Origin of the sequence: uncultured Psychrosphaera sp., from assembly GCF_947500655.1 — a bacterium.
Classification (GTDB): domain Bacteria; phylum Pseudomonadota; class Gammaproteobacteria; order Enterobacterales; family Alteromonadaceae; genus Psychrosphaera.
In genome coordinates this window covers 91,687-117,752 of sequence record NZ_CANMSK010000007.1, presented here as the reverse complement: position 1 = coordinate 117,752, position 26,066 = coordinate 91,687, and the positions used below count along the sequence as shown (strand labels likewise).

Sequence of the window (26,066 nt, the reverse complement as noted above, 5' to 3'; positions counted from 1 at the left end):
AGTTATGATTTAACTTATTATCTTTATTCTTACTAAATTTAACGACAACGGGTGTTACCTTGCAATCTGACTTTCTATTAGAAATTATCTTTTTACTCTCTGCCGCCGTTATTGCTGTGCCTATTTGTCAGGCATTAAAATTAGGTGCAGTTCCTGGTTTTTTAATTGCTGGTGTGGTGGTTGGCCCTTTTGCGTTAGGACTTATTCATGATGTTGAGCATATAACTCATATTTCTGAATTTGGCGTAGTGTTGCTACTGTTTGTTATTGGGATGGAATTAAAACCGTCTTTTCTTTGGCAAATAAGGCGTATGGTATTTGGCTTAGGCACTCTTCAAGTTGTTTTATCGGGCGCAACAATAACGGCGCTTTGTTATTACGTTTTTCAGTTACCGCTTGCAGCATCCATTATTATCGGCCCTGCACTCGCACTGTCTTCCACCGCTTTTGTGTTACAACTACTTACCGATCAAAAAGCATTAAGTACTGAATATGGTCGTTCTAGTGTGGCTATCTTATTATTGCAAGATTTAGCCGTTGTGCCTCTGTTAGCGTTAGTGCCTTTGTTATCAGCACAAGCTGCCACTGACACGCACCTAGGTTGGGCTTTTGCTCGTTCAATTTCCATTTTAGTTGCCGTGATTTTGACTGGTCGTTATCTCTTAAATCCTATTTTACATAAAGTCGCTGCCTCAGCTAATTCAGAAGTATTTACCGCATCAGCTGTGTTAATTGTTATCGGCACCGCTTATTTAGCTGAACTTGCTGGTTTATCTATGGCAATGGGCGCATTTTTAGCTGGCATGTTAATTTCTGACTCTGCATATCGCCATCAAATTAGAGCAGAAATACAACCATTTCGTGGCATATTGCTAGGTATGTTTTTTATGTCTATGGGTATGTTACTAAATTTAGATAAATTGATTGAACAACCTTTGTTAGTCGCTGGTTTAGTTATCGCCTTACTTACCATAAAAATTACTATTTTATACCCACTTTCAAGACTCTTTAGTTTAGATTCAACTCGCAGCTTAGCGGTTGCGTTTATTTTGGCGCAAAGCGGTGAATTTGCCTTAGTGCTATTCGCCTTAGCAGAAAAAGCCCAAATACTTGATACTCATACATTTGATATTTTATTGTTAGTGGTATTAATAAGTATGTTAGTAACACCAGTGCTTGGCTATTTAGCGGAACGCTTTAACAAGCTCAGTAAAGCAGTAAGCAGCTCAACTGAAATTCCTGATGGTGTTGGTATTATTATTGCCGGTTATGGCCGTGTAGGTCGACGAATTGGCGATATATTAACAATTGCCAACCAACCATTTATCGCTATTGATGATAATGCAAAGACAGTAGCTCATTACCATAAATTAGGTGTCCCTATTTATTTTGGTGATGTGACTAAGCCTGTTGTATTAAAATCAGCTGGAATTAAACATGCTAAATACATGATAGTGACTGTTAATGACGCTGAAACAGCTAAAACTTTAGTGGATACAATTCATCGTAAATTACCAGACTTAACGATTTATGCTCGAGGACACGACATTCACACTTGCCACGAACTGATGAATCTAGGCGCAACAAGTACAGTGTCAGAAAACTTAGAGGCCAGTTTAGAGTTATCTAAATTGGTATTAAACCACTTTGAAATAGACAAAGACGATATGACTCTAGAGCAACTTGAACTTATTTTACAAGATTATAAAACTAACTATTACAAACAATAACAGAAGAATATGCTAACTGAATAACGCCTTGGTCGTTTTAACTGAAACAATAAGTAGAAACCTCCAAGGTCCTCTTTAAATATTTCAAATTCTTTTAAAGCTATAGTTTTAAAGATATTAATTTTTAAGCCGATAAGGTTTTATAAAGCCTGATATATGAAACTCTTTACTCCATAACTAGTTTCGCAATGTTTACTCAGCTTCTTATCTCGACTTAAAATCTATCTATATATGATAAGTACATTTTATAGTCAGAATAAACATTTATCAGAAAATACCTTTAAGACAGTTGTTATTATATGTTTAAACCTAATTTATATACTGCCAAGTTAATATTGTTCATTAGCTTCTTTCTATTGTCGTCTTGCTCAAGTGATGAAGAAGACAACGATGATTCAGATCAAACCTTCTCAGTGGCTGTTAGTACTGAATCATTTGAAGTTGAAGCTGGCGAGCAATTTGAAATTGATTTAACCATAACCAAAGACTCTAACGTTAATGTCTCTTACCAACTTAACAAACTTCCTGATTCCGGCATAGTCGTCGTCAACAGTGAATTAACCCTCGCTATTTATGTTGCTGATGAAACATTAGGTAACGGTTCATTTGAAATGCTTTTTGAAAGCGAAACTATGTTTGTCAGTAAGACAATTAATTACATTGTTACTGCAAAACAAGACTCTACTACTGATACCGACAGCCCTGCTGTTCCACCAACAACGGGGATCAGCGATAATTACACCATCCGTTTTCCGTCTGATTACATTACTATTTTTGAAAATGAGTCAGTTACTTTTGATATAAAACGTAACTACGAACAAAATGAAAATATTACCGAGGCCTTTTACTTTAATACCTACAACGTCACAGGTTCAGTATCTACAGATAAAACTCAGATCACATTAGAAGCCTTAGACGGTAATGAAGATACCTATGGTGAATTAACAGCAGTTACCAATGTTGATGGTGAGCGTTATGAGTCAAAAATGTATATTATCTACTTTAATAAAAATAGAGATTTAACCACCGATGAATCGCCACTTATTGCATTATTAGATACTGACATAACCATAACACCTTATTCTTCTACTAATAAAGTATTTGATATTTACGACCCAGATAGTGACCGTATTTCATATAGAATATTGTCGGCCCCAAGTTATATAGCAACGCATATAAATAAAACGTCATCTGGTTTTGATTTAACAATTAATAGTATAGATGAAATAGACTCCACAGATAACGAGTTAGTGTTAGAAGTAAGTGATGCATATAACACAGATACTTATACCTTTAACTTAGTTGAATCCGAAGCATCCGCTACAGCAGAAGAAACTCAGCTATCTGATAATACGCCACCGAAATTATTCATTGAAGAAAATGTGGCTATTAGTTTAATACAAGAAATGGACGGTACAGAAACGGGCATCGTTGCTGAATTAGCATTTGCTACAGAAGACGCTGAAGATGACAACTTAGATATTAAAGTATCATCTTCCAATCAAGATTATACCTTTAGAGTTGAAGCGCCATACATCTATGTTTCGGCTGACGACTTGTCAGAATTGCAACACGAACAAATAACAATTACAGCAAGTGACGAGCAGTTTGATTCTAAATTGACTTACCATTTATATATTTCTGATAACTATAGTGAATTTTTAGGCGGCAATCCAAATACCGCACCTTTTACTGATCTACCAACAAGCATTGATTTATTAGAAGGTAAAACCGTTGAACTTGAGTTTACTGCTGAAGATTTTGAGTCACACTCTTTTGAACTTGGTGTTTATGATATTAATGGTGAAAGTAGCGCATTGATCACTGGTACAAGTCCTGATACAAGCTCAAGTCCAATCACGGAATTATTTACAGACTTGGTATTAACTATCACAGCTTCTAGTCCAAGTATTGCTCTTACCACTGAAGTAACAGTTTGGCTGGAAGATATATTTGAAAGCCGCCGAGAGCACGTTATTGACGTTAATATCTATAAAAATTCAGCTCCAACGTTAATATTAGAAAGCGACAATATTAACTTTGACGAAGGTGACAGTATCGACTTAACGTTAACGGTTGATGACTTTGATGAATCTGGTTTACAGCCTAGTTTTACTTACGATACCACTGAGTTGAATGCCGTGTATGCAAATGGAGTATTAACCATTTCATCACAAAATTTGTCTGCTGATTACACCGGTGAAATAGAGATTTATGTAGAAGATGAATTTGGCGAGTCAGACACCGCAACTATTTCCGTGTTTGTAAGTGATACTTAAAAGAACTTACAATTATTATGACTAAAAAGACAACATACCTTTACCTTTTATTAGCAACTTTGTATTGCTTATTAACGCTAGTAAAGCCTTACCCTTTTGCTTGGTTTGTTAAAATATTGCCCATGCTCGTTTTGCTATTCACAGTGTCATTACAGGTTATTGTTAAGTCAACACTGCCAAAACTCGCCAATAACCAAACATCAAATCAAAACGGAAAAACCGTCACTATGTTGTTAATGGCTTTGTTGTGCTCAACCTGTGGCGATATTTTATTAGCTCTTGAAAATGACAGTGACAGTTTTTTCATTTTTGGATTAACTAGTTTTTTAATAGCTCACCTATTTTTTATTGGCAGCTTTAAACCATTAATTAAACAAAACCTAGCTTACATACCTATTTATCTAGTCATTGGAGTAACATTGTTTAGCCTAATGGCAGAAAACTTAAATGCGTTATTTATTCCAGTGTTAGTCTACATGCTGGTATTACTAACAATGGCTGTGGGTACTTTATTAAGTAGTAGAAGTAATAAATGGATGATCATTGGTGGTGTCTGTTTTGTTATATCCGACTCATTAATTGGTCTAACTAAGTTTTATATTGAGATACCGCAATCACATTTATGGATAATGGTTACCTATTATTTTGCTCAATATTGTTTAGTTAATGGGCTGATAGCCGCGAGCGACGAGTAAACGAGTTTCGAGTAGAAGAGTAATCGAGTGGCTAGAATAAAAAGCGTCAAGTGCGAAGATAAAAAACTTGGCCGTGATATTGTATGCTAATAAATAATATTAAAAATAATCTTCAGAGGTTACATTGAAAGGTATAGTTTTAGCAGGTGGTTCAGGTATGCGTTTGTACCCACTTACTCAAGTAGTGAGTAAACAACTAATGCCGATATACGACAAACCTATGATCTACTATCCAATTGCAACCTTAATGCAGGCTGGCATCAAAGATATTTTAATTATATCGACTCCAGAGGACTTACCTAGGTTTAAAGCCTTATTAGGAACTGGAAAACAATGGGGATTAAATTTTGAATATGAAGTTCAAGCTAGTCCAGATGGTCTTGCCCAAGCATTGGTTATCGGTGAAACATTTTTATCTGGTTCTGATGTCGCATTAATTCTTGGTGACAATGTCTTTTACGGGCAAACTTTACCGCAACTTTTAAAACAAGCTAAAAATCAAAATATTGGTTGTACCGTATTTGGTTATCATGTTTCAAGCCCTCAACGTTACGGCGTTATTGAATTTGATAAAACAGGTAAAGCGATTTCAATTGAAGAAAAACCGCAAAAACCTAAATCAAATTTTGCTATACCTGGGATCTACTTTTTTGACCATAATGCCGTTAAAGTGGCTAAAAAAGTTAAGCCTAGTCATCGAGGTGAGTTGGAGATAACAGACGTTATAAATCAGTATCTAAAAGATGAAACATTAGATGTAATTAACCTTGGAAGAGGTGTTGCTTGGTTAGATACCGGAACTCATGACGATCTTTTGGCTGCGGCCCAGTTTATTGCAACTATAGATAAAAGACAGGGATTAAAAATAAACTGTCCTGAAGAATTAGCCTGGCGTAACGGCTGGATCACCACACAAGATTTAGAAAAAATAGCCATACCATTACAAAAAAGTGGCTATGGCGAATATTTACTTAAATTAATAAACGAAAACGATTTTCAATGAGAAATATATTAATAACCGGTGGTTGTGGTTTTATTGGTTCCAACTTCGTCGGTTTTTGGGCAAGTAAATACCCAGGGGATAATATAGTAGTCCTTGACGCTCTTACTTATGCAGGCAACAAAAGCAATATCCAACATTTAATTGAGCATAATAAAATCAACTTTGTTCATGGAGATATTTGTGATTTAGATTTAGTAAATCGACTATTTTCACAATTTCAAATAGAAAAGGTTGTGCATTTTGCTGCCGAATCTCATGTTGATAGATCAATAGCCGAACCTGATGCATTTATTAAAACTAATATTGTTGGAACGCATAATTTACTTATAGCTGCAAAAGAACATTGGTTGGGTGATAATGACGTTAGTGAACATCACTTCCACCATATATCAACCGATGAAGTTTATGGTTCTTTAGCTCCTGACGGCCTTCCATTTAAAGAAATAGACCAATACAAACCTAACTCTCCATATGCAGCAAGTAAGGCGTCATCTGACCATCTGGTGCGTGCTTATCACGAAACCTATGGCTTACAAACAACCATTTCAAATTGTTCAAATAATTATGGTGCGTTTCATTTCCCAGAAAAGCTTATTCCATTAACAATAGCCAATATATTAAATAACAAAGCAATTCCTATTTATGGCGACGGAAAACAAATAAGGGACTGGTTATGGGTAGAAGATCATTGCCGAGGTATAGAGCAAATACTGCTAAATGGGCGTCACGGTGAGGTTTACAATATTGGAGGAAACAACGAGTGGACCAATATTGATATTGTGAAGTTGATTTGTACCAAGCTCAACTCACAATTTAGCTCAAACAAAACTTTAACAGATAAATACCCCAATGCACTGAATGCTCAAAACAATCAATCAGAACAATTGATCTCTTACGTAAAAGACCGACTTGGCCATGATAGACGTTATGCAATTGATGCATCAAAGATAGAAAACGAGCTCGGCTTTAAACCGTCTATAAGCTTTGAAGAAGGACTTACAAAAACTATTCTCTGGTATTTAGACAACCCTAGTTGGTGGCAAGAGCTGTAAATGCAGCAGTTTCGAGCGACGAGGGCTGCTCGTGGCGAGTAAACGAGAGACGAGAATAGATCGCAACTCGTAGCTGAAATTTATCTAGCAACTCGTAACTTTCACCCTCGCTACTCGCTTTTCCCCGTGTTAACATCGAAGTCCGTTGTGAAGAATTACCTTCAGCGGAATAACAAACAAACTCTATTTTCAAGCGGACAAAATTGGAAAATAAATGAAGAAATCAAAAATACAAAAAGCGGTGATCCCTGTAGCAGGCCTAGGCACAAGAATGTTACCAGCATCAAAAGCTATTCCAAAAGAAATGTTAGCCGTGGCTGACAAACCTATTATTCAATACGTAGTGAATGAAATTATTGCTGCGGGTATTAAAGAAATAATATTAGTAACTCATTCCTCAAAAAACAGTATCGAAAACCATTTTGATAAAAGTTTTGAGCTTGAATCTATTCTGGAGCAACGTGTTAAACGTCAGATACTAGAAGAAGTTCAAGCCATCTGTCCAAAAGACGTTACTATCATGCATGTAAGACAAGGTACAGCCAAAGGTTTAGGACATGCGATTGCTTGTGCAAGACCAGTAATTGGCAATCATCCCTTTGCTGTTGTGTTACCTGACGTTATTATTAATGACTACGACTCAGATTTATCTACCGACAATCTAGCTGAGATGGTTGGCTTATTTAATGAAACCAAAGCAAGCCAAGTTATGGTTGATGCCGTTCCTGAAAAAGATGTTTCAAAATATGGCATTGCTGACATTGGCGGAGACACATTAAGCCGAGGTGAATCAAAAGCAATGAAAGGCATGATTGAAAAACCTAAATTAGATGCTGCACCTTCAAACCTAGCAGTTGTAGGAAGATATGTATTATCAGCAGAGATTTGGGATATTTTAGAAAAGACCCCAATAGGTGCTGGTGATGAAATTCAATTAACTGATGCTATCGCAACTTTAATGAGCTGGGAGCAAGTTAATGCCTATCACATGAAAGGCAGTTACCATGACTGTGGTGATAAACTTGGTTATATGCAGGCATTTGTCGAATATTCAAAACGCCATCCAACCCTAGGTGAATCGTTTAAAGCTTATTTAAAAGAAGCTTAGAAGTTACAGCCTCGAGCTGCGAGTGACGAGCTTAGAGTTAAACTCGCAGCTCGCAGCTAAGGCTTGAAGGCTTGAAGGCTTGAAGGCTTGAAGGAGTAAAGCCAATAAATCGGTTTCTTTCTAGCTTTTCTTGCCACTTATGACTTATAGCTTATGGCAACCTTTACTTTCCAGCCTTATAGCCTTACAGCATCTTTTCCTTTCTCCTAGCTCGAACCTCGTAACTCATAGCTGCTCTTAAGCATCCCCACCAAATAGATCTCTGGTATATACTTTATCAGCAACGTCTGTTATTTCATCAACCATACGGTTAGCAACAATAACATCTGAAATGTTTTTAAACTCTTCAAGTGATGTTATCACTCTAGAATTAAAAAACTCAGATTCTTGAAATACTGGTTCATAAATAACAACTTCAATCCCTTTAGCTTTAATACGCTTCATTATGCCTTGGATAGCTGATGCTCTAAAGTTATCAGACCCCGCCTTCATGATTAAACGATGTATGCCAACGATCTTAGGTGACTTAGCTATGATAGCGTCTGAAATAAAATCTTTGCGGGTTGTATTTGAATCAACAATCGCTTTAATCAACGTTTGCGGAACGTCCTGATAATTAGCCAGAAGCTGCTTAGTGTCTTTCGGTAAACAATAGCCACCATAGCCAAACGATGGATTATTATAATGAGAACCGATACGCGGATCTAAGCTTACACCATCAATTATTTGTTTTGCATCTAAGCCATGAATTTCAGCATAACTGTCGAGCTCATTAAAGTAAGAAACTCGCATCGCTAAGTAAGTATTAGAAAACAATTTAACCGCTTCGGCTTCTGTAGATTCAGTAAATAAAACATCAACATCCTGTTTTATTGCACCTTGTTGTAACAAACAAGCAAACTTTTCAGCACGCTCAGAACGCTCACCTACAATAATACGAGATGGATATAAATTATCATACAGTGCATTACCTTCACGTAGAAACTCAGGACTGAATATAAGGTTCTCAGTTCCCATCGCCTTACTAATACGTGATGTATATCCCACAGGAACCGTAGACTTTAAGATCATAACGGCATTAGGATTAATTAACATTACATCTTTAATCACAGACTCAACGGATGAGGTATTAAAGTAATTAGTTTGAGGATCATAATCGGTTGGTGTCGAGATAATAATAAAATCAGCACCTTTATAAGCTAGCTCTTTATCCATTGTCGCTTTAAAATCAAGAGACTTATTACTTAAAAAGTCTTCTATTTGCTCATCAACTATTGGCGATTGACCTTTATTCAATAAATTTACTTTATCTTCTATAATATCGACGGCGATTACTTCATTGTGTTGAGCCAACAACATTGCGTTTGAAAGGCCAACATACCCAGTTCCTGCTACGGCAATTTTCATAAAATCTCTTTAAATATTGTAAAATTTTCTATACCAGTCAACAAATGCACTAATTCCATCCGCCAAATTAACTTGAGGTTTAAAATTAATTAATTCTTCGAGCTCTTTAGTATCTGCCCATGTTTGAAATACGTCACCGTCTTGCATTGGCAGCATATTTTTATCCGCAACTAATTTCAGTTTTCTTTCGATAGTCTCAACAAATTCTAACAAGTTAACTGGAGAGCCATTGCCTATATTTAATATTCTGTTAGGAACACTTTCCGAGTTATTTGAACTTGGAGTTTTATCAGCTATTTTAATAATTCCGGTAACAATATCATCAATGTAAGTGAAATCTCGGCTTAAATCGCCGTTGTTGTAGATATCAATTGAGTCGCCATCTAATATTTTTTTAGTAAATTTAAATGGCGCCATATCAGGACGTCCCCAAGGACCATAAACTGTAAAAAATCTTAACCCTGTACTTGGTATACCATAAAGTTTTGAGTACGAATGGGACATAAGCTCATTGGATTTTTTAGTTGCGCCATATAAAGAAACTTGAGAATCAGTTTTATCATCTGTAGAAAATGGTACTTTTGTATTTAAACCATAAACAGAACTAGATGAAGCATATAACAAATGCTCTACAGGGAATTGTCTACAAGACTCTAATATATTGAAGTGTCCAACAAGGTTTGATTGGATATATGCATTGGGGTTATCTATAGAGTAACGAACGCCAGCCTGAGCGGCTAAGTGGATAACACGATCGAAGTTTTCTTTTTTGAATAACTCTAATAACTGTTCTAAGTCTGTAATATCTTGTTTGAAAAACTCAAAATTTGTATGTTTTTGTAAATTAGCTAAACGAGCTTCTTTAAGGCTTACATCATAATAATCATTTAGGTTATCAATCCCAACAACTTGGTGGCCTTGTTCACAAAGTTTTTTGCTAACGTGAAAGCCGATAAAACCTGCTGCACCCGTAACTAAATATTTCATTCTAAATCCGAATATTATAAATGTGTGTGAATAGTAAATGGAATTAGGTTAAAGATGAATAGGAAACGTAAATTTAATTCACTTTTTCTATCTAATAAGAGCAGATTCAATTTATAAATTGAACTAATAAGATATTTCCTTAATTACTTAATAAGAAGCTTTAAATATAAAACACTGTCAATTTAGTTTCAGGTAACTTATATCAAAAGTTAGATTGTAAATTAATTGTTCAACTAGTTATAATTTCACAGCTGATAATCTAGTTATAGCTTTACTTCCCATACCCTTGAGGATTAGATGACTGCCAATGCCATGTGTCTTTCATCATATCTTCTAGGGATTTATCAGCGGTCCAGTTTAGCTCTACTTTGGCTTTGTCTGCATTAGCCCAAAAAGCTGGTAAATCGCCTTCGCGCTGAGGTGCATATTCATAGGGAATATTAACGTTAGTTACTTTAGAAAATTCATTTACAATTTCCAAGACTGACAACGGGTTTCCAGTGCCTAAATTAAAAGCTTCACATATGCCATTAGACTGTTTCTCTAACCACTCTAATGCTTTCACATGACCGTGAGCTAAATCAACTACGTGAAGATAATCTCGTTCACAGGTCCCGTCGTTAGTTGGATAATCATTACCAAATATTGATAACTTGTCTCTTTTCCCCACCGCAACTTGTGCAACGAATGGCATTAAATTGTTCGGAATTCCATTAGGGTCTTCTCCAATCATGCCACTTTCATGGGCACCTATAGGATTAAAATATCTCAAACAAGCGACTTTAAACGATGGATCACTTTTCACTAGGTCCGACAAAATCTGCTCAATCATTAGCTTTGACTTACCATAAGCACTAGAAGGTATACCGGTTTTTAATGTTTCTACGTACGGAACTGGAGCTTCTTCACCATATACTGTCGCTGAAGAGCTAAATACAAAATTTGTTATTTTGGCTTTTTGTAGAGCTTCTAATAAAGTAAGCGTACCGTATACATTATTTTGATAGTACTTGAGAGGGATTTGAGTGGACTCGCCGACAGCTTTTAATGCGGCAAAATGAATAGTCGCATTAATATCAGGATGTTGTGCTAATACATTACTTATTTCATCACCGTCCCGAATATCAACTTGATAAAACGTAATCGTTTTATTTGTTAATAACTCCACTCGTTTTAATGACTCTAAGGAAGAATTACATAAATTATCAATTACGACAACTTCATGCCCAGCATGTAATAATTCTAATGCTGTATGAGAACCTATATAACCTGCGCCGCCAGTGACTAATACTTTCATCATTTATCCATAAAATTCTGAGATAGTTAAGTATATAAACTTTCTAGAGCTGGGACAAACATAGAATGCACAATAAATAATTAATCATGCCTTTCTAACCGTAACAACGACCAACAATTTCAAACAGGGTTTTCAGTTCAGCTTGTGGAAGATTATTAATACCAGCAGCTGCTGCGCGCCCTCCACCAGTTTCAAACTGACTGCAAATGTCACCAGCACCTTGTTTATTATTAATAGGGGCACGTAAACTGACTCTGTAACTGCCGTCATTATTTTTAGTTATGATCAATATCGCTTTATCAGGATTGTCGTTAGCTAATTGATTACCGTAAACTCCGCTAATGCGTCTAGCCCAGGGCGCATCTGCAAGTTCTAAAGCTAATAGAGTATCGTCATCATTAAGTACAACGGCGCTTTGTGCTTTATTTAAGTCTGTTTGATAAGCATCTTTTAATAAATGAAATGGTGAGTCATTATCGTTAATGCAATCAAACGGAGATGGATATTGAACTAACATATTAAACAACTGTGCAGGCTCAAAATGAAGGTCGCTTAACGACTCACCGTAACCATTATAATTAACGAGTGTACCTAGCTCTTTAAGCTGCTCAGCTTGTGACTCAGACAAATTAGCGGTTTGTGCAAGCCCATCTGCAACCGATATTAAATTATCACCATAAGCTGCGGCTATTGCCCAATCATGCTTAGCACAGTTAAGTAGCTTATCAACAATCAAAGCCGTACAGGTATTGGCGTCTAAGTCTATATTAGCGTTTAAATTTACGTGTTGTGGAATATCACCAGAGCGATGATGATCTGCATACGTGATTACAGCCCCATTGCTTAATTGAGCTTGTAATGCTTGCGCATTCTTTTCCATAGACACATCAAGCACTGTGATATTTTTGTCATTGTTATCAACAGGCACCTGTTTTAACAAGTCGATATCACGTTTAACACCTGTGATTAAAATTGATTGTCTAGGCTGAACTTGGCGCAACTGGACAAGAGATAAAATCCCATCAGCGTCACCGTTAAATACATCGTAGTAAGTCATAAATTTCTTAGTCAGTAAGCCGTAAGCCGTAAGCCGTAAGCCGTAAGCCGTAAGCCGTAAGCCGTAAGCCGTAAGCCGTAAGCCGTAAGCCGTAAGCATGATTTTAAAGCGTGTATTTATCCATACACAACACTTTCTTTTTTTTATCTTTTATCTTTTATCTTTTATCTTACAGCTTATAGCTTACAGCTTACAGCTAGCTTTTGATTATCCCTTTCTCTTTCAAATACCCAACAACCAAATCTACACACTGCTCAATGCTTTGTTCTGCAGTTTTCAAATGTACTTCTGCAACGGTTGGCGCTTCGTAGGTAGAGTCTATGCCTGTGAAATTTTTAATTTCACCTGAACGGGCTTTTTTATATAGGCCTTTTGGATCTCGTTGTTCACACACTTCAATTGGCGTGTCCACAAACACTTCGATAAATTGCTCGTTACTAACTAGGTCTCTGGCCATATCACGGTCGGATTGAAATGGAGAAATAAAGGCAGTAGAAACAACAAGTCCAGCTTCAACAAACAGCTTTGAAACCTCACCGATACGACGAATATTTTCAACTCTGTCTTTATCTGAAAAGGTTAAATCACCATTTAAACCATGACGAACATTGTCACCGTCTAACAAATAAGTATGGACACCTAATTCAAACAGTTTTTTATCTACGGCATTAGCAATAGTTGACTTCCCAGAGCCACTAAGACCTGTATACCAAAGTACGCAAGGCTTATGACCTTTATGTTCTTCTCTTTGTTCTGACGTAACTACTTGGTTATGCCAAACCACATTTTCAGTTTTTTGTTTTTGAGACATAGGATGTTCCAGTTGTAAGTTGTAAGGCTTTAAGGCTTTAAGGCTTTAAGGCTTTACAAATTAGTTTGTATTCTTTTCATTAAACATTCAATCATTGCAGCAATTAATCTAGTTAAATTTAACCACTTTTCACCAGTAAATTTGTCAATATAGTTTTAAGGCTGAGAAGTTTAAGGGTTTAAGGCTATAAAGCCCTACCGCTTCTATTACTTTCCAGCCTTCTCGCCTTAAAACCCTCCAGCTTTCTTTACTTTCCAGCCTTCCAGCCCTAAAGCTTTTTGCTCGTCCCCCGTAATTGTTGCGCTCGCAACTCGCTTCTCAAAACTCGTCGCTATATCTTAACAATCGGATAAAACAAATAAATGGCGTACAACACCGATGTTGTAAATGTTATTGATACCGGTACGCCTGCCCGAACAAAGTCCATCAATTTATAATGCCCGGCGTTAAATACCATTAAGTTTGTTTGGTAGCCGTATGGGCTGATAAAACTTGAGCTAGCGGCAAAAGCAACGGCCAATATAAATGGCATTGGCTCTATGCCATAAAATAGCGGAATACTATAAGCTAGTGGGAACATTAATGCGGCTGCGGCGTTATTTGTGACTAATTCAGTCAATATTAAGGTCACTAGATAAATACCAATCAAAAACATAAAGGCATTATCTAAGGTTAAATCTAAACTAATAAGTGATGTGACATAAGATAATACACCTGTATTACCGAGCCCGTGCGATAGCGCAATGGCTGAGCCGACTATTAGCCAAATATTAAATGGCAAACGTTGTTTTATATCTTGGAAGTTCAAACAACCAGTGAACATTAACAAGCCAAACAAAATAACTAAGGCTTTAAACAAGCTCACCACACCAATCGCTGACAATAAAATTGCCGTTAAAAATCCACCTATAGCAAGGCTTTGTTTTTTGCCTGTGAGTTTGTGGTTTGGCTCAACACCACTTAAGGTAATAAAGTTCTTTTTTACATTTTGGCGTTTGGCAAAGTCATGCCCTGTGACTAGTACTAAATAGTCACCTGCATTTATTTTAATTTCACCTAATTTACCACTTAACGCTTCACCGTCTCGTTTAAAAGCAATTACAGCAGCATTAAATTTAGAACGAAAGTCTGCTTGTTTTAGGGTTTTATTAAGTAAATCACTATCTGGACGCACAACCACTTCAGTCATATTTTCAACTGAAACAGAATTAGAATCCACTACAATTTCAATACCATCGAATTGTTTAATTTGTGAAACCTGACGTACATCACCACTGAATACTAACCTGTCATTGGCTTTGACTAACTCATTAGGCGAAATTGGTGAGATCACTTTATTTTGACGGCTTATTTCCACCAAAAATAGTGAATCCAAATGTCTTAAGCCTGCATCCGTTACCGACTTTCCAATCAAGCTTGAATGTTCCAATACTTTGGCATTTAACAAATAACACTGAAAATCTTGTTTAGTAGCTTTTATAGTGGGTAATCTTGTTGATACAAAGTAGATAACAAAGCTGGTAATAACAAAGGCAAACAGCCCAACTAAAGTAAAACTAAAGAAGTGAAATCCTTGATGGCCAGATTCCGTCAACATACTGTTAACAATCAAGTTGGTAGATGTACCTATTAAAGTTAACGTACCACCTAAAATGGCAGCGTATGATAAAGGCAATAATAATTTACTAGCAGGAATCGTAGAGTTATTGCGAACCGGCGAGATCATGGTTGAAACCACGGCGGTATTATTTAAAAATGCAGAGCCAATAGCGGTAGACAAAAACAATTTTAACCAACTAATGAAATACGAACGCCCTTCTATTTTACCCGTGATCCAGCGAATTAAAGATGTCTTTTCAATTGCCACTGAGCAGGTCATTAATAATATTAAGATCAACAAACCTTGGTTAGAAAAGCTTTCGATAACTTGTTGATCTGAAATATTATTTGTTAAATAAGTCGCAACAAAAGCAACACCAAAAATCAAACCCGACTTTTGTTGGTATTTTATTAATGTGAAAATGGTACCCACAAAAATGAGTACCATTAATATCATGTCAAGATTCAAAAAAGATCCCTAAATATCAGATAAGCCGTAAGCCGTAAGCCGTAAGCCGTAAGCCGTAAGCCGTAAGCCGTAAGCCGTAAGCATGATTTTAAAGTTTGTATTTATCCATACACAACATTTTTTATCTTTTATCTTACAACTTATAGCTTATAGCTTATAGCTTATAGCTTAAAACTGCTTTTACTTAAACAACCCACTAATATCTTTTGCTTCCCAATGTGGGAAGTGTTTACGAACTAGAGCGTTAAACTCTATTTCAAACTCTGAGATATTACCACCTGAAACTTTAGCTGCAGTTGCGCCTTTTTTAACTATCATCCCAGCACCAACGGTTACGTTAGTTAATCTGTCTATGATAATAAAAGAACCTGTGCCTTTTACTTTTTTATAGTTATCAAACGCAATTTGATTGTTCAAACTTAACTGGCAACGAGCAATTTCATTTAGTTTTAAATGTACCGCTTCACCATGCGCCATGGTATTTACGTCAAGTGTATAATCTATATTTGAAAATGCACCTGGTGTAGTTTTACTAGCAAACTTAAAGTCATATTGTTTGTTTGGAGTCATAGCTTGTTCTGCCATCCAAATAACATTAACTTCTAAATCACTGGCCACTTCCGCTTGGTTATTAGAATGGACTAAAACATCACCACGGCTAATATCAATTTCATCTTCAAGGGTTAAAGTAACCGACATTGCAGCATGGGCTTCTGGAATATTTCCATCGTAGGTAACAATCTCTTTTACTTTAGACGACTGGCCTGAAGGCAATACCGTTAACTCATCACCAACTCTAACAATACCTGACGCAATAGTGCCAGCAAAGCCTCTAAAATCTAGATTTGGACGATTCACATACTGAACAGGAAGTCTGAAATCTTCATAATTATATGAGTCAGCAATTGGCGTATTTTCTAACATTTCCATTAAAGTTTCGCCGTGATACCAAGGTGACTTCTCACTACGGGTAACAACGTTGTCGCCTTTTAAAGCAGATATTGGCGCAAACTGAATATTTTTAAGCTCTAAGCTTTCAGCCAACTTCATATATTGCTTTTTAATGTCTTCAAAAACATCTTCTGAGAAGTCCATTAAATCCATTTTATTAATAGCAACAATAACATTACTTAAACCAAGTAAAGATGCAATAAAGCTGTGACGACGAGTTTGCGTTTGCACGCCATAACGCGCATCAATCAATATAATTGCTAAATCAGCAGTAGATGCACCGGTTGCCATGTTACGAGTGTATTGTTCGTGTCCTGGCGTATCCGCTATAATAAACTTACGTTTATCGGTAGCAAAATAACGATAGGCAACATCAATCGTAATGCCCTGCTCACGCTCAGATTGCAAACCATCAACCAACAAGGCTAAATCAATTTCACCATCTGTGGTATTAAAACGTTTTGAGTCATTTTTTATCGCTGCTAACTGATCTTCAAAGATCATTTTAGAGTCATGCAACAAGCGACCAATCAAAGTACTCTTACCGTCATCCACAGAGCCACAGGTAATAAAACGCAACAACTCTTTGTTTTCATGTTGCTTTAAATATTCTTCTATATCTGCTTTTAATAATTCGTTTTCAATCATCGCAAAATCAAGCTTTAAGCCGTAAGTTTTAAGTTGTAAGCAACTGAGTTTAAAGAAGTGTTTTCTTCAAACTGTTTAGCATTGCATGCAACTCTCTAGTTTCAGCTAACCACTTTACTCCTAAGTCTTTTTGTATATAACAAATGTCTATACCAATATAAATTTGCGTTCTAGCTTCTGATAAAGAAGAACGCGCTATATCTAAAAATCGTCTTTTTTCTTTTAAGCTATCCCGACTCATTCCTTCAGCTATATTACTTGGAACTGATAACCCAGACCTTGTTAGCTGATCTCTAAAACCGAAATCACGTAATTCCGCTGTCGCTTTATAAATATCTGCTGACAATCTAGCCGAACGTTTCCAAACATCTAAATTTTCAAAGTTCATAAAAAACACCATTCCCAAAATTAGGTAAATAATTATAGTGTAATTTAGGAACTCTGTTTAAATTTTGGCTTCACTTACAACTTACCGCTTACAGCTTACAGCTTACAACTGATTTCTAAAACCTCCGGTTTTAAAAATACCCCTCCATCTTCTTCTTCTCCATGCTACCAGATGAGTCATGGTCTATCATTCGGCCTTGTCGTTCTGAAGTTTTGGTAAGAAGCATTTCCTGGATAATTTCAGGTAACGTTGCAGCAGTAGATTCAACTGCGCCGGTTAATGGGTAACAGCCTAATGTACGGAAACGAACTGATTTCATTTCTACTTTTTCGTCTTTGCCTATTGGCATACGCTCATCATCAACCATGATCAAAGTGCCATCACGTTCAACAACTGGACGTTTTTCAGCTAAGTACAGAGGAACAATTTCAATATTTTCTAAGTAGATATATTGCCAAATATCTAATTCAGTCCAGTTAGACAATGGGAAAACACGGATGCTCTCGCCTTTCTCAACTTTACTGTTGTAGGTATCCCACAATTCAGGACGTTGTTTCTTTGGATCCCAAGCATGGTTTTTATCACGGAATGAATAAACACGTTCTTTGGCGCGAGATTTCTCTTCATCACGACGAGCGCCACCAAAAGCAGCATCATAACCGCCGGCGTTTAACGCTTGTTTTAAACCTTGAGTTTTCATGATGTCGGTATGTTTAGCACTACCGTGAGTGAAAGGACCGATTCCAGCATCAATACCTTCTTGGTTTTTGTGTACCAAAAGTTCAAAGCCATATTTCTCAGCCATTTGATCACGAAATTCGATCATTTCCTTAAACTTCCAAGTCGTATCGACATGTAATAAAGGAAAAGGGATTTTTGCAGGGTAAAAGGCTTTACGAGCCAAATGAAGCATAACAGCAGAATCTTTACCAACTGAATACAACATAACCGGATTATCGAATTCAGCCGCAACTTCACGCATAATGTGAATAGACTCAGCTTCTAGTTTTTTTAAATGAGTAAGATTTTTGTGCGACACAAGCATTCCTAACAAAATAATTTGGGGTATTATGCACGAATATTTTAAAAGTTTTTATAACTCTTTATGCTATTTAAGTTATAAAAAACGTAAAGAGCTATACAAATTGGTTATTAGGGCCTAAAGCTTTAAGGCTATAAGGCTTGAAGGCTTTAAGGCTGAAAAGCTTGAAGATTATAAGACTTTAGGGATTAGTTTGTATTCTTTTCATTAAACCTTCAATCATTGCAGCAATTAATCTAGTTAAATCTAACCACTTTTCACCAGTAACTTTGTCAATATAGTTAATATCAATTCCGATATAAATCTGTGTTCTTAATTCAGCACAAGATGCTTTGGCTATTGACAAAAATCTAAATTTTTCTTTTTCAGACTCCCTAGTCATACCTTCAGCTATATTACTCGGCACTGACAAACCAGACCTAGTAATTTGATCTTTAAAGCCGTAATCGCGTAAATTTTTTAATTCTTTATATAAGTCGCAAGATAGTGTTTTTGAATGTTTCCAAACTTCTAAGTTTTCAAAATTCATAGCAGTAAAATTCCCTATAAAAGGAAATAATTATAGTGCAGTTTTTATAAATTCAATGAGTTATTATTAAATAAATAAGGTTTTAAGGCTGGAAAGCTGGAAAGCTTAGGGCAATAAGCATTCCAGCCCTACCGCTTCTACTACCTTAGAGCCTTCCAGCTTTACAGCCTTTTTTTACTTTCCTACCTTCCAGCCCTAAAGCCCTACCGCTTCTACTACCTTAGAGCCTTCCAGCCTCCAGCTATCATTACCTCACAACTCGCAGCTGTTGTGCTAACAATTCCCTCCAACTTCTCTTTTAACGCTTGTTTTGCTTCTTCGTCACCATGAACAATTTTGATCAACTTAGGTTTGTGTCTCATTCGTTTTACAAAGTTTATTAAACCCGATTGGTCTGCGTGGGCTGAGTAACCCGATATAGTTTCAATACCAGCTTTAATCCAATAACGTTTACCATCAATTATCACATAACCGCCTTTAGGGCCGTATTCCTGTATGCTACGCCCTATCGAGCCTTTGGCTTGATAACCTACAAATAAAACATTATGGCGAGCATCGGTTAACATGGCTTTTAAATAATTAACAATACGTCCGCCTTCGCACATACCACTTGCAGCAATCACTATCGCGGGCTGTTTTGTTGATGCCAAGTAATTCACTGTTTGTAAATGCGTTTGGTGATCATCCACGGTATACACTTGTTCAAAGTTAAGTGGATGCCTTCCTTGTTGTTTTACTTTTTTAGCTTCGTTATCCCACAAAGACTTAAGCGCACTATACTCTTGAGTAAACTTGGCAGCTAAAGGTGAGTCAACAATAACCTGAATGTCTTGCCAGTTTAGTTGGTTATGAATGGGCTTTGTTTGATTCTTATGAATAAGCGCTTCAATCTCATACAATAACTCTTGCGTACGACCAATGCTAAAAGCGGGAATTAATACCGTGCCGTCATCTTGCAATGCACTGACGATAGTTTGCTCTAACCGCTTAGTTCTTTCTCGTCTTCCCTGGTGATTTTTATCGCCATAAGTACTTTCAATCACTAATATATCTGCTGAATAAGGCGACTTGGGGGATGGTAATAAAGGCGTATAAGGCGCACCTAAATCCCCCGAGAATACTGTTTTATGACGCTCATTTTTAATACGGGTTTCCAGTTCAACATAGGCTGAACCTAAAATATGCCCTGTGGGTTTAAATTTAAGTTTAATACTCTGACCTAAAAAACCAGTTAATTTATGCCACTTCCCATAAGGCAAAGGGACAATGCGTTGTTTAATTAATTTTAGAAACTGGTTAATCAGGTTTTTATCGCGTGTAAAACCAACTTTAAGAGCATCTTCAATGACCAAAGGCAATAAATGAGCAGACGCTTGAGTGCAGTAAATAGGGCCAGAGAAACCAGCCGCTAATAAATAAGGAATACGACCAACATGATCAATATGCACATGAGTAACTATTAAGGCGGATACATGCTGAATATCAAAATCAATTTCAAGTTGCTCAAGGGACTTACCGCCCTTCTCTTCTCCCTGAAACAAACCGCAATCAATCAACAAAGCGAACTTGTCAGAGCCAGATGATAATCGATATTCATGGCACGATCCCGTTACACCGTCAACGGCACCGTGATGTAAAATTTGAGGAATTAATAACGGCATAACATATCCCTATGGCTGCGATTATTAAAATAGTTTAGTCAAAAAAGTAAGATTGGCAAAGCAACATCCCTAACAAAATGATTTGATTCATTACAACTAAGTTAAGAATGTTGTGAAATGGAAATTAGAGGATTTAAGTTATAAAAATAATAGTCTAGTTAAATTAGGAATAACGATATTTAATTAATAAACTTTTCAAGATTGAACTTTAGGTTTTAATTAACTAGCTCTTTGATTTTTTTAAGCATTTGAATAGCTAATCGCTTCCTATCATATTGTTCAGCTGCTTTTGAACTATTCTGAGCAAGTTTATTCAATTGCTCCCTGTCGCAGTATAATTCCTTTATAGCTTTTGCTAATAATTCAGGACTCTCAGGTTCTACTATAATACCAGAGTTAGTTTCTGTTACAATTTCAGTTGCCTCACCTATAGGGGCTGTGATGATCATTGGTAACCCCATGCCCATAGATTCAAAAATTTTAGAAGGTATGACAGTTTTAAATAATTCAGTGTTTTTTAAACTAATTAAAGAAATATCGCATAAACTCCATAATTTAGGCATATATTTCTTTGGCTGTCTTGGTATAAATACTACATTATTTAATTTTTTTTCTTTTACGAGTAACTCAACTTCAGGCTTAGCTGCACCACCTCCAGCAAAGACTATAACAATGTCTTTATAATCCACCAGAAGCTCTGCTGTCTTTACAATTTTATCTAATGCATGTGCCATTCCATGAGTTCCAACATAACCGACAACAAACTTATCTTCTAATTTATATTCATTAACAAAATCAATTGATTTTTGTGTTGCTGGCTTATATACAGTTAAATCAACACCATTCAACACTACATCAATTTTTCCCTCATCAATCCCTCGTTCTATTAATTCAGATTTAAAACTATAAGTAACTGAAAAAATTTTTTTTGCTCTTCGATATAAAAAAACTTCTATTTTTTCTAAAAGTCTAATCGACAGAGTACGTCCCATTGCACCAACAGCTGTAATAGATGCAGGCCATATATCTCTGAGCTCAAATACGAATGGCTTAAATCGAACTGCTGCTAATGCCCAAGCACTTACAGCAGTAAAAAATTGAGGTGATGTGCCAACAATAACATCAGGCTTTTTAACAAATAAACCTGCAATAAAACTAGTAACCATAAAAGACATGAAATCTAAAATGCGTTTAGTAAAACCTTCGTTAGCTGTAATATAGGTTTTCACTCGGCGTACCTCTATCCCTTCTAAATACTCCTTTCTATACCAATTATTTTGGTAGCCTTCAAAAACTTTACCTTCTGGAAAGTTAGGCGCTCCCGTAATAATAGTAACTTTATGGCCTTCATTCACCCATTCTCTCGCATGTTCATAGGTACGGGTAGCTGGTGCGTTTCCCTCTGGAGGAAAATTATCAGTTAAAAATAAAATATGCATATTAAAGATTTTTCCACTTAATTTTGTAGGTAACTTGAGACTGATTATATTTTAGAATTAATTTTTTTGAAGCCATTACAACGCCAAATTCAGGGTGCCAAGTAGAATCTACAATGAATAAGTCGGCACCAATGATTTCAAGTTCAATTTCATAGTCTAGTGTGTAAATCATACATAGACTACTATCAATGTAGTTTACTTTTATTTCAGGATGCAAATGTAAAGCTCCGACAGCAGAGTTAAATTCACCTTGGATAACATCACTTATTTCACAGTCAATTAATGAAACTTTCCATGTACGGTGATGAATACAGTTTATTCCCTGCTTTTTATAACCGTTATGAGAAGCAGAAAATTTCACCCATTGTTCTTTCGAGACTTTACCTACAACACGGTTACCTATTTCGGCCCGGCGAGCGACTCTGAAACCACTCCAAACTTCAGAAGAGTTCCGTTCGTTTAATACAACAGTATTGTGTGCTGATGTTCCTCTTTGCCTTAACCGCTCTTCACTCAACCCATATAAAGAAGTTCCTGAGTTAACAAAAATTCGTGATTTGCCTAGTGACAACTCAAAAGATAACGAATCAGCATGAGCATGCCCAGGAATATAACTCGGTCCGATAGATGCAAGATCTGCGATTAAACTCATATTTGAAGTTTTGGCAGAAACATAGCCGGAATTATGCAAATTATAAACAAGTAAATTTTCATCAGGGATTTCTAATTGATTTACAGTAAATCCAAGTTTAGTTGCATACGCTCTTAAAATATTATTTTCAGGTGCGATGCCAAAGGCCGAATCATTAAAAAAGCTAACCTTGTCATCACCTAAACTCATGATATCTAACCAACCAAACATTTTTATAATAGTTTGCTTAGTTAACTCTACTAAGGAATTGGAAAACCTAGATGGAAATACATTGGATAAATTAACTAAATCTAAAAGATCTGTCAGCATAATAGCGTGATACATAGGGGTTAACTCAAAACAGCCCCCATCACTTAACACTTGTTCTCTTAATTCACTTTCATAACCATCTAAAGCTAAAGCTAACCATTTATCTGCGTTTTTACCTTTAAGATAACAACCAGCAAAAAACAACGCTTTTAGATTCACAAAGTAATGATTGCCTAATAGATGTTTTTCTAAATCTTGGGACAAAAAATCTGCTTGTTGCGCCAAACTGTTTAACATCTTATCGTCAGCTTTTAATCCTGATAAAAATGCTTTAGACCAATTTACGATCCTCAACGAAATCGTATAAGGCTCCCAGCCGTTACCACCTTTAATTGCCGGATTTTCATCAATCCATTTGTTTATCCAGTAACTTTGCAATGAATGTCGAGATTCACTAGCAAAAGAATTTAAATCATCAAAATAATGTAAGTTATATAACCATAACTTTTCTTCTTTTTCGTTATTCCAATCAACTGGTGTATTAACTGAGCCAGGATGATTCAAAAAATCAACATCCGTTTCGTTTATAAATTTTTGTTCACAAAGTTCTATAATTTGCCACTGACATGAAACATCTGCACGTTGACCTTTTACAAAACTTACTTTGGGATGTTTAAAACGTTTTAAAATACGATGGAATAGTTGAGCAAACTTCAAGTATTTAAGGGTATGGAAATATAACGCTAATTTTTTCATCAAGGCGATATCACTTACAAAGTTTTATTAGAATTGGCTATTATAATCAAACTAAAATAAAAAGGGACATTAGCTAAAAGCTAAGCCCCTAGAAACGCATTTTAATTAAAGCTATCGTCTTAAAGCTTCAGCTATATTTACTGAGCAACGAGCTACTTCCATAATTTCATCAAAAACTATAGGCGAAGGCTCTCCTAATTTAATAGAATTAATAAAAGCGTTTGAACAATTAGCTTGCCCTTTATCTTGAGTCATTAACTTGTCTTTAGTGAAGCCTTTCCAATCATAACCTATCAGTTTTCTAAAATTATCGAGTTGCAGTACACCATCGTTAGCGAATACTTCAATACGTTCTTTAGCAAATACTTTACCGCCATTAGCTAAATAATTAATTGTACCAAACGAGCCATCTTTAAAGGTCAATGTAATCGATGCTTTATCTTCCGTTATTCCAACACCATCCGCTTTGCCCATACAGGTAGCTGTAAAACCAGTAATTTCACTACCAGTTAAAAAGCGCATTAAATCGATATAATGACATGCTTCACCAATAATACGGCCACCACCTACTACAGGATCTTGTGTCCAGTGATCAGCTGGTATTACTCCTGCATTCATTGTCATAATAAATGCTTTAGGTTCTGATACATTCGCAAGTAGAGATTTCATTTTTATAACATGAGGAGCAAAACGACGGTTATAACCAACCATAACTCGATTTTTGCCGTTTTGGCTATTATAGGCTTCTTCAATAGCATCTAATTCAGAATGGTTAAGTGCTAACGGCTTTTCAACAAAAACGTTTTTACCTTTATTAATTGCTTGTATTACTTGTTCTGCATGCAAATTATGTTGAGTAGCAATAACAACAGTATTAATACTGTCATTATTCAATAATTGATCTAAGTCAGTAGAAGCATTAGCAAAATTATTTTTCTTACCATGATGAACAGCACTTACACCACCACTTGTTAATAAAGTATCAAGTTTTGCACCAGCACCTTTAAAGGCAGGAATCAAAACACGCGATGCATAATTACCGCCACCAACAAAACCACAAACCGCATCTTTTGCTGCATAGGTATCTGCATTTCTAATATTAACAACTTTAGTTTCAAGCAATTGAGTTGTATTAGCAGAATAATTTAACAAAATACCTAACGAAGATTTATCGTCTAAACACTTATAAGCTTCAATAGCATTCTCAATTTCAAAACGATGGCTAATTAATGGTTTCATATCAATAGCGCCACTAGACATTAAGTCTAAAACCGCTTCAAAGTTACGCTGTTCGGTCCAACGAACAAAGCCGATAGGGTAGTCATTACCTTTGTCTTCATATTCAGAATCATAACGACCTGGACCATAAGAACAAGAAACCTGAAAAGAAATTTCCTTTTCATAAAAATCAGCTCGTGATAACTCTAAACCAACAACACCAACCAAAACGATACGGCCACGCTTACGGCACATATTTGCACCATTACTTACAGGATCATTACTCTTAGTAGAAGCTGTAATTATAACGGCATCAACACCATTGCCACGTGAAAAAGCATTAGCTTTAGCAATAGGATCTTCACCAATTGACAAATCTACCGTTTCTGCACCAAATTCACGTGCCATCGCACATTTTGAAGAATCAAAATCAATGCCTAGTACACGGCAACCATTAGCTTTTAGCAACTGTACCGTTATTAAACCGATTAAACCAAGGCCTGTAACTACAACGGTTTCACCAATAGTTGGATTAGCTATACGAACTCCTTGCATGGCTATTGCCGCAAGTACAGTAAAAGCTGCACTTTCGTCATCAACGTTGTCAGGTATTTGCGCACACAAATTTTTAGTTACTCTCACAACCTCTGCGTGGTTACCATTAGAAACAACACGGCTTCCTACTTGAAAACTCGTTCCCCCATTATCTTGCACTATACCAACATTGCAATAACCTAAAGGCAAAGGTTGATCTAACTTAGAACGTACAGCATCTATAGTAGGCATTAAACCATCAGTTTTAACCTTATTTAAAACCATCTTTACTTTATCAGGTTGTGAACGAGCTTTTTCAATAAAATTTGATTTACCAAAGTCAATCAACATTCGTTCTGTACCAACAGACACTAAAGATTTTTCAGTGGTTATTAAAAGCTGCCCTACTTTACTTTGAGGACATGGCACATCAACTAACTGAGTTTCGCCGTTAGCAATGTTTTGAAGTATTTGTTTCATATATTTAACACCGAATTAACTTGAA

The 26,066-nt window shown here is 36.2% G+C and carries 20 protein-coding genes; 6 read left to right on the top strand and 14 right to left on the bottom strand.

Annotated elements, in window-relative coordinates:
• The first annotated feature begins 59 nt into the window (after positions 1 to 59).
• From Q0940_RS08190 to galU, 6 genes are all read left to right on the top strand, one after another.
• Positions 60 to 1,730: a monovalent cation:proton antiporter-2 (CPA2) family protein gene (locus tag Q0940_RS08190; RefSeq protein ID WP_299266834.1), complete on the top strand. Its 1,671-nt coding sequence runs from the start codon at positions 60 to 62 to the stop codon at positions 1,728 to 1,730.
• A gap of 299 nt (positions 1,731 to 2,029) precedes the next feature.
• Complete coding sequence (locus tag Q0940_RS08185; protein WP_299266833.1) at positions 2,030 to 4,009, top strand: hypothetical protein; 1,980 nt, start codon at positions 2,030 to 2,032, stop codon at positions 4,007 to 4,009.
• 17 nt (positions 4,010 to 4,026) lie between these two features.
• A complete protein-coding gene (locus Q0940_RS08180; RefSeq protein WP_299266832.1) occupies positions 4,027 to 4,704 on the top strand; it encodes a lysoplasmalogenase in 678 nt (225 codons plus the stop codon).
• 124 nt (positions 4,705 to 4,828) lie between these two features.
• Positions 4,829 to 5,707, top strand: a complete 879-nt coding sequence (gene rfbA / locus Q0940_RS08175; protein ID WP_299266831.1) for a glucose-1-phosphate thymidylyltransferase RfbA — start codon at positions 4,829 to 4,831, stop codon at positions 5,705 to 5,707.
• The gene (gene rfbB, locus Q0940_RS08170; protein WP_299266830.1) at positions 5,704 to 6,759 is read left to right on the top strand and encodes a dTDP-glucose 4,6-dehydratase; all 1,056 of its coding nucleotides are present in this window, start codon (positions 5,704 to 5,706) and stop codon (positions 6,757 to 6,759) included. The genes rfbA and rfbB overlap by 4 nt, the downstream gene beginning before the upstream one ends.
• A gap of 214 nt (positions 6,760 to 6,973) precedes the next feature.
• Entirely contained in the window at positions 6,974 to 7,867 is an 894-nt protein-coding gene (gene galU, locus Q0940_RS08165) for a UTP--glucose-1-phosphate uridylyltransferase GalU (RefSeq protein ID WP_299266829.1), read from the top strand.
• Positions 7,868 to 8,104: 237 nt separating this feature from the next.
• On the opposite strand, the gene Q0940_RS08160 is transcribed toward galU, so the two are convergent.
• The 14 genes from Q0940_RS08160 to Q0940_RS08095 form a co-directional block, all read right to left on the bottom strand.
• Entirely contained in the window at positions 8,105 to 9,274 is a 1,170-nt protein-coding gene (locus Q0940_RS08160) for a nucleotide sugar dehydrogenase (RefSeq protein ID WP_299266828.1), read from the bottom strand.
• Positions 9,275 to 9,283: 9 nt separating this feature from the next.
• Positions 9,284 to 10,261 carry an NAD-dependent epimerase gene (locus tag Q0940_RS08155; RefSeq protein WP_299266827.1) on the bottom strand — a complete coding sequence of 326 codons (978 nt, stop codon included), beginning with the start codon at positions 10,259 to 10,261 and terminating at the stop codon, positions 9,284 to 9,286.
• A 271-nt stretch (positions 10,262 to 10,532) separates the two neighbouring features.
• Positions 10,533 to 11,561, bottom strand: a complete 1,029-nt coding sequence (galE, locus tag Q0940_RS08150) for a UDP-glucose 4-epimerase GalE (RefSeq protein ID WP_299266825.1) — start codon at positions 11,559 to 11,561, stop codon at positions 10,533 to 10,535.
• Between the two features lie 91 nt (positions 11,562 to 11,652).
• On the bottom strand, positions 11,653 to 12,615 hold the full coding sequence (locus Q0940_RS08145) for a DHH family phosphoesterase (protein ID WP_299266822.1): 963 nt from the start codon (positions 12,613 to 12,615) through the stop codon (positions 11,653 to 11,655).
• A 196-nt stretch (positions 12,616 to 12,811) separates the two neighbouring features.
• Positions 12,812 to 13,426: an adenylyl-sulfate kinase gene (cysC, locus tag Q0940_RS08140; RefSeq protein WP_299266820.1), complete on the bottom strand. Its 615-nt coding sequence runs from the start codon at positions 13,424 to 13,426 to the stop codon at positions 12,812 to 12,814.
• Positions 13,427 to 13,757: 331 nt separating this feature from the next.
• Positions 13,758 to 15,494: an SLC13 family permease gene (locus tag Q0940_RS08135; protein WP_299266817.1), complete on the bottom strand. Its 1,737-nt coding sequence runs from the start codon at positions 15,492 to 15,494 to the stop codon at positions 13,758 to 13,760.
• 180 nt (positions 15,495 to 15,674) lie between these two features.
• A complete protein-coding gene (gene cysN, locus Q0940_RS08130) occupies positions 15,675 to 17,093 on the bottom strand; it encodes a sulfate adenylyltransferase subunit CysN (RefSeq protein WP_299266814.1) in 1,419 nt (472 codons plus the stop codon).
• Positions 17,094 to 17,142: 49 nt separating this feature from the next.
• Positions 17,143 to 17,481: a four helix bundle protein gene (locus Q0940_RS08125; protein ID WP_299266810.1), complete on the bottom strand. Its 339-nt coding sequence runs from the start codon at positions 17,479 to 17,481 to the stop codon at positions 17,143 to 17,145.
• Between the two features lie 130 nt (positions 17,482 to 17,611).
• A complete protein-coding gene (gene cysD, locus Q0940_RS08120; protein WP_299266807.1) occupies positions 17,612 to 18,526 on the bottom strand; it encodes a sulfate adenylyltransferase subunit CysD in 915 nt (304 codons plus the stop codon).
• A 178-nt stretch (positions 18,527 to 18,704) separates the two neighbouring features.
• On the bottom strand, positions 18,705 to 19,052 hold the full coding sequence (locus tag Q0940_RS08115; RefSeq protein WP_299266805.1) for a four helix bundle protein: 348 nt from the start codon (positions 19,050 to 19,052) through the stop codon (positions 18,705 to 18,707).
• Between the two features lie 215 nt (positions 19,053 to 19,267).
• Positions 19,268 to 20,713 carry an MBL fold metallo-hydrolase gene (locus Q0940_RS08110; protein WP_299266802.1) on the bottom strand — a complete coding sequence of 482 codons (1,446 nt, stop codon included), beginning with the start codon at positions 20,711 to 20,713 and terminating at the stop codon, positions 19,268 to 19,270.
• Between the two features lie 215 nt (positions 20,714 to 20,928).
• The gene (locus Q0940_RS08105; RefSeq protein ID WP_299266800.1) at positions 20,929 to 22,152 is read right to left on the bottom strand and encodes a glycosyltransferase family 4 protein; all 1,224 of its coding nucleotides are present in this window, start codon (positions 22,150 to 22,152) and stop codon (positions 20,929 to 20,931) included.
• 1 nt (position 22,153) lies between these two features.
• A complete protein-coding gene (locus tag Q0940_RS08100) occupies positions 22,154 to 23,809 on the bottom strand; it encodes an alginate lyase family protein (protein ID WP_299266944.1) in 1,656 nt (551 codons plus the stop codon).
• 111 nt (positions 23,810 to 23,920) lie between these two features.
• Positions 23,921 to 26,041 carry a bi-domain-containing oxidoreductase gene (locus tag Q0940_RS08095; RefSeq protein WP_299266798.1) on the bottom strand — a complete coding sequence of 707 codons (2,121 nt, stop codon included), beginning with the start codon at positions 26,039 to 26,041 and terminating at the stop codon, positions 23,921 to 23,923.
• Between the last annotated feature and the right edge of the window lie 25 nt (positions 26,042 to 26,066).

Excerpts from the sequence above, each read along its gene's own strand:
- Q0940_RS08095 (WP_299266798.1), bottom strand. The coding sequence starts at position 26,041 with ATGAAACAAATACTTCAAAACATTGCTAACGGCGAAACTCAGTTAGTT.
- Q0940_RS08155 (WP_299266827.1), bottom strand. The coding sequence starts at position 10,261 with ATGAAATATTTAGTTACGGGTGCAGCAGGTTTTATCGGCTTTCACGTT.
- Q0940_RS08125 (WP_299266810.1), bottom strand. The coding sequence starts at position 17,481 with ATGAACTTTGAAAATTTAGATGTTTGGAAACGTTCGGCTAGATTGTCA.
- Q0940_RS08185 (WP_299266833.1), top strand. The coding sequence starts at position 2,030 with ATGTTTAAACCTAATTTATATACTGCCAAGTTAATATTGTTCATTAGC.
- cysD (WP_299266807.1), bottom strand. The coding sequence starts at position 18,526 with ATGCTTGTGTCGCACAAAAATCTTACTCATTTAAAAAAACTAGAAGCT.
- Q0940_RS08105 (WP_299266800.1), bottom strand. The coding sequence starts at position 22,152 with ATGCATATTTTATTTTTAACTGATAATTTTCCTCCAGAGGGAAACGCA.
- Q0940_RS08100 (WP_299266944.1), bottom strand. The coding sequence starts at position 23,809 with ATGAAAAAATTAGCGTTATATTTCCATACCCTTAAATACTTGAAGTTT.
- cysC (WP_299266820.1), bottom strand. The coding sequence starts at position 13,426 with ATGTCTCAAAAACAAAAAACTGAAAATGTGGTTTGGCATAACCAAGTA.
- Q0940_RS08160 (WP_299266828.1), bottom strand. The coding sequence starts at position 9,274 with ATGAAAATTGCCGTAGCAGGAACTGGGTATGTTGGCCTTTCAAACGCA.
- Q0940_RS08115 (WP_299266805.1), bottom strand. The coding sequence starts at position 19,052 with ATGAATTTTGAAAACTTAGAAGTTTGGAAACATTCAAAAACACTATCT.
- Q0940_RS08180 (WP_299266832.1), top strand. The coding sequence starts at position 4,027 with ATGACTAAAAAGACAACATACCTTTACCTTTTATTAGCAACTTTGTAT.
- galE (WP_299266825.1), bottom strand. The coding sequence starts at position 11,561 with ATGATGAAAGTATTAGTCACTGGCGGCGCAGGTTATATAGGTTCTCAT.
- Q0940_RS08110 (WP_299266802.1), bottom strand. The coding sequence starts at position 20,713 with ATGCCGTTATTAATTCCTCAAATTTTACATCACGGTGCCGTTGACGGT.
- rfbB (WP_299266830.1), top strand. The coding sequence starts at position 5,704 with ATGAGAAATATATTAATAACCGGTGGTTGTGGTTTTATTGGTTCCAAC.
- galU (WP_299266829.1), top strand. The coding sequence starts at position 6,974 with ATGAAGAAATCAAAAATACAAAAAGCGGTGATCCCTGTAGCAGGCCTA.
- cysN (WP_299266814.1), bottom strand. The coding sequence starts at position 17,093 with ATGATTGAAAACGAATTATTAAAAGCAGATATAGAAGAATATTTAAAG.
- Q0940_RS08145 (WP_299266822.1), bottom strand. The coding sequence starts at position 12,615 with ATGACTTACTACGATGTATTTAACGGTGACGCTGATGGGATTTTATCT.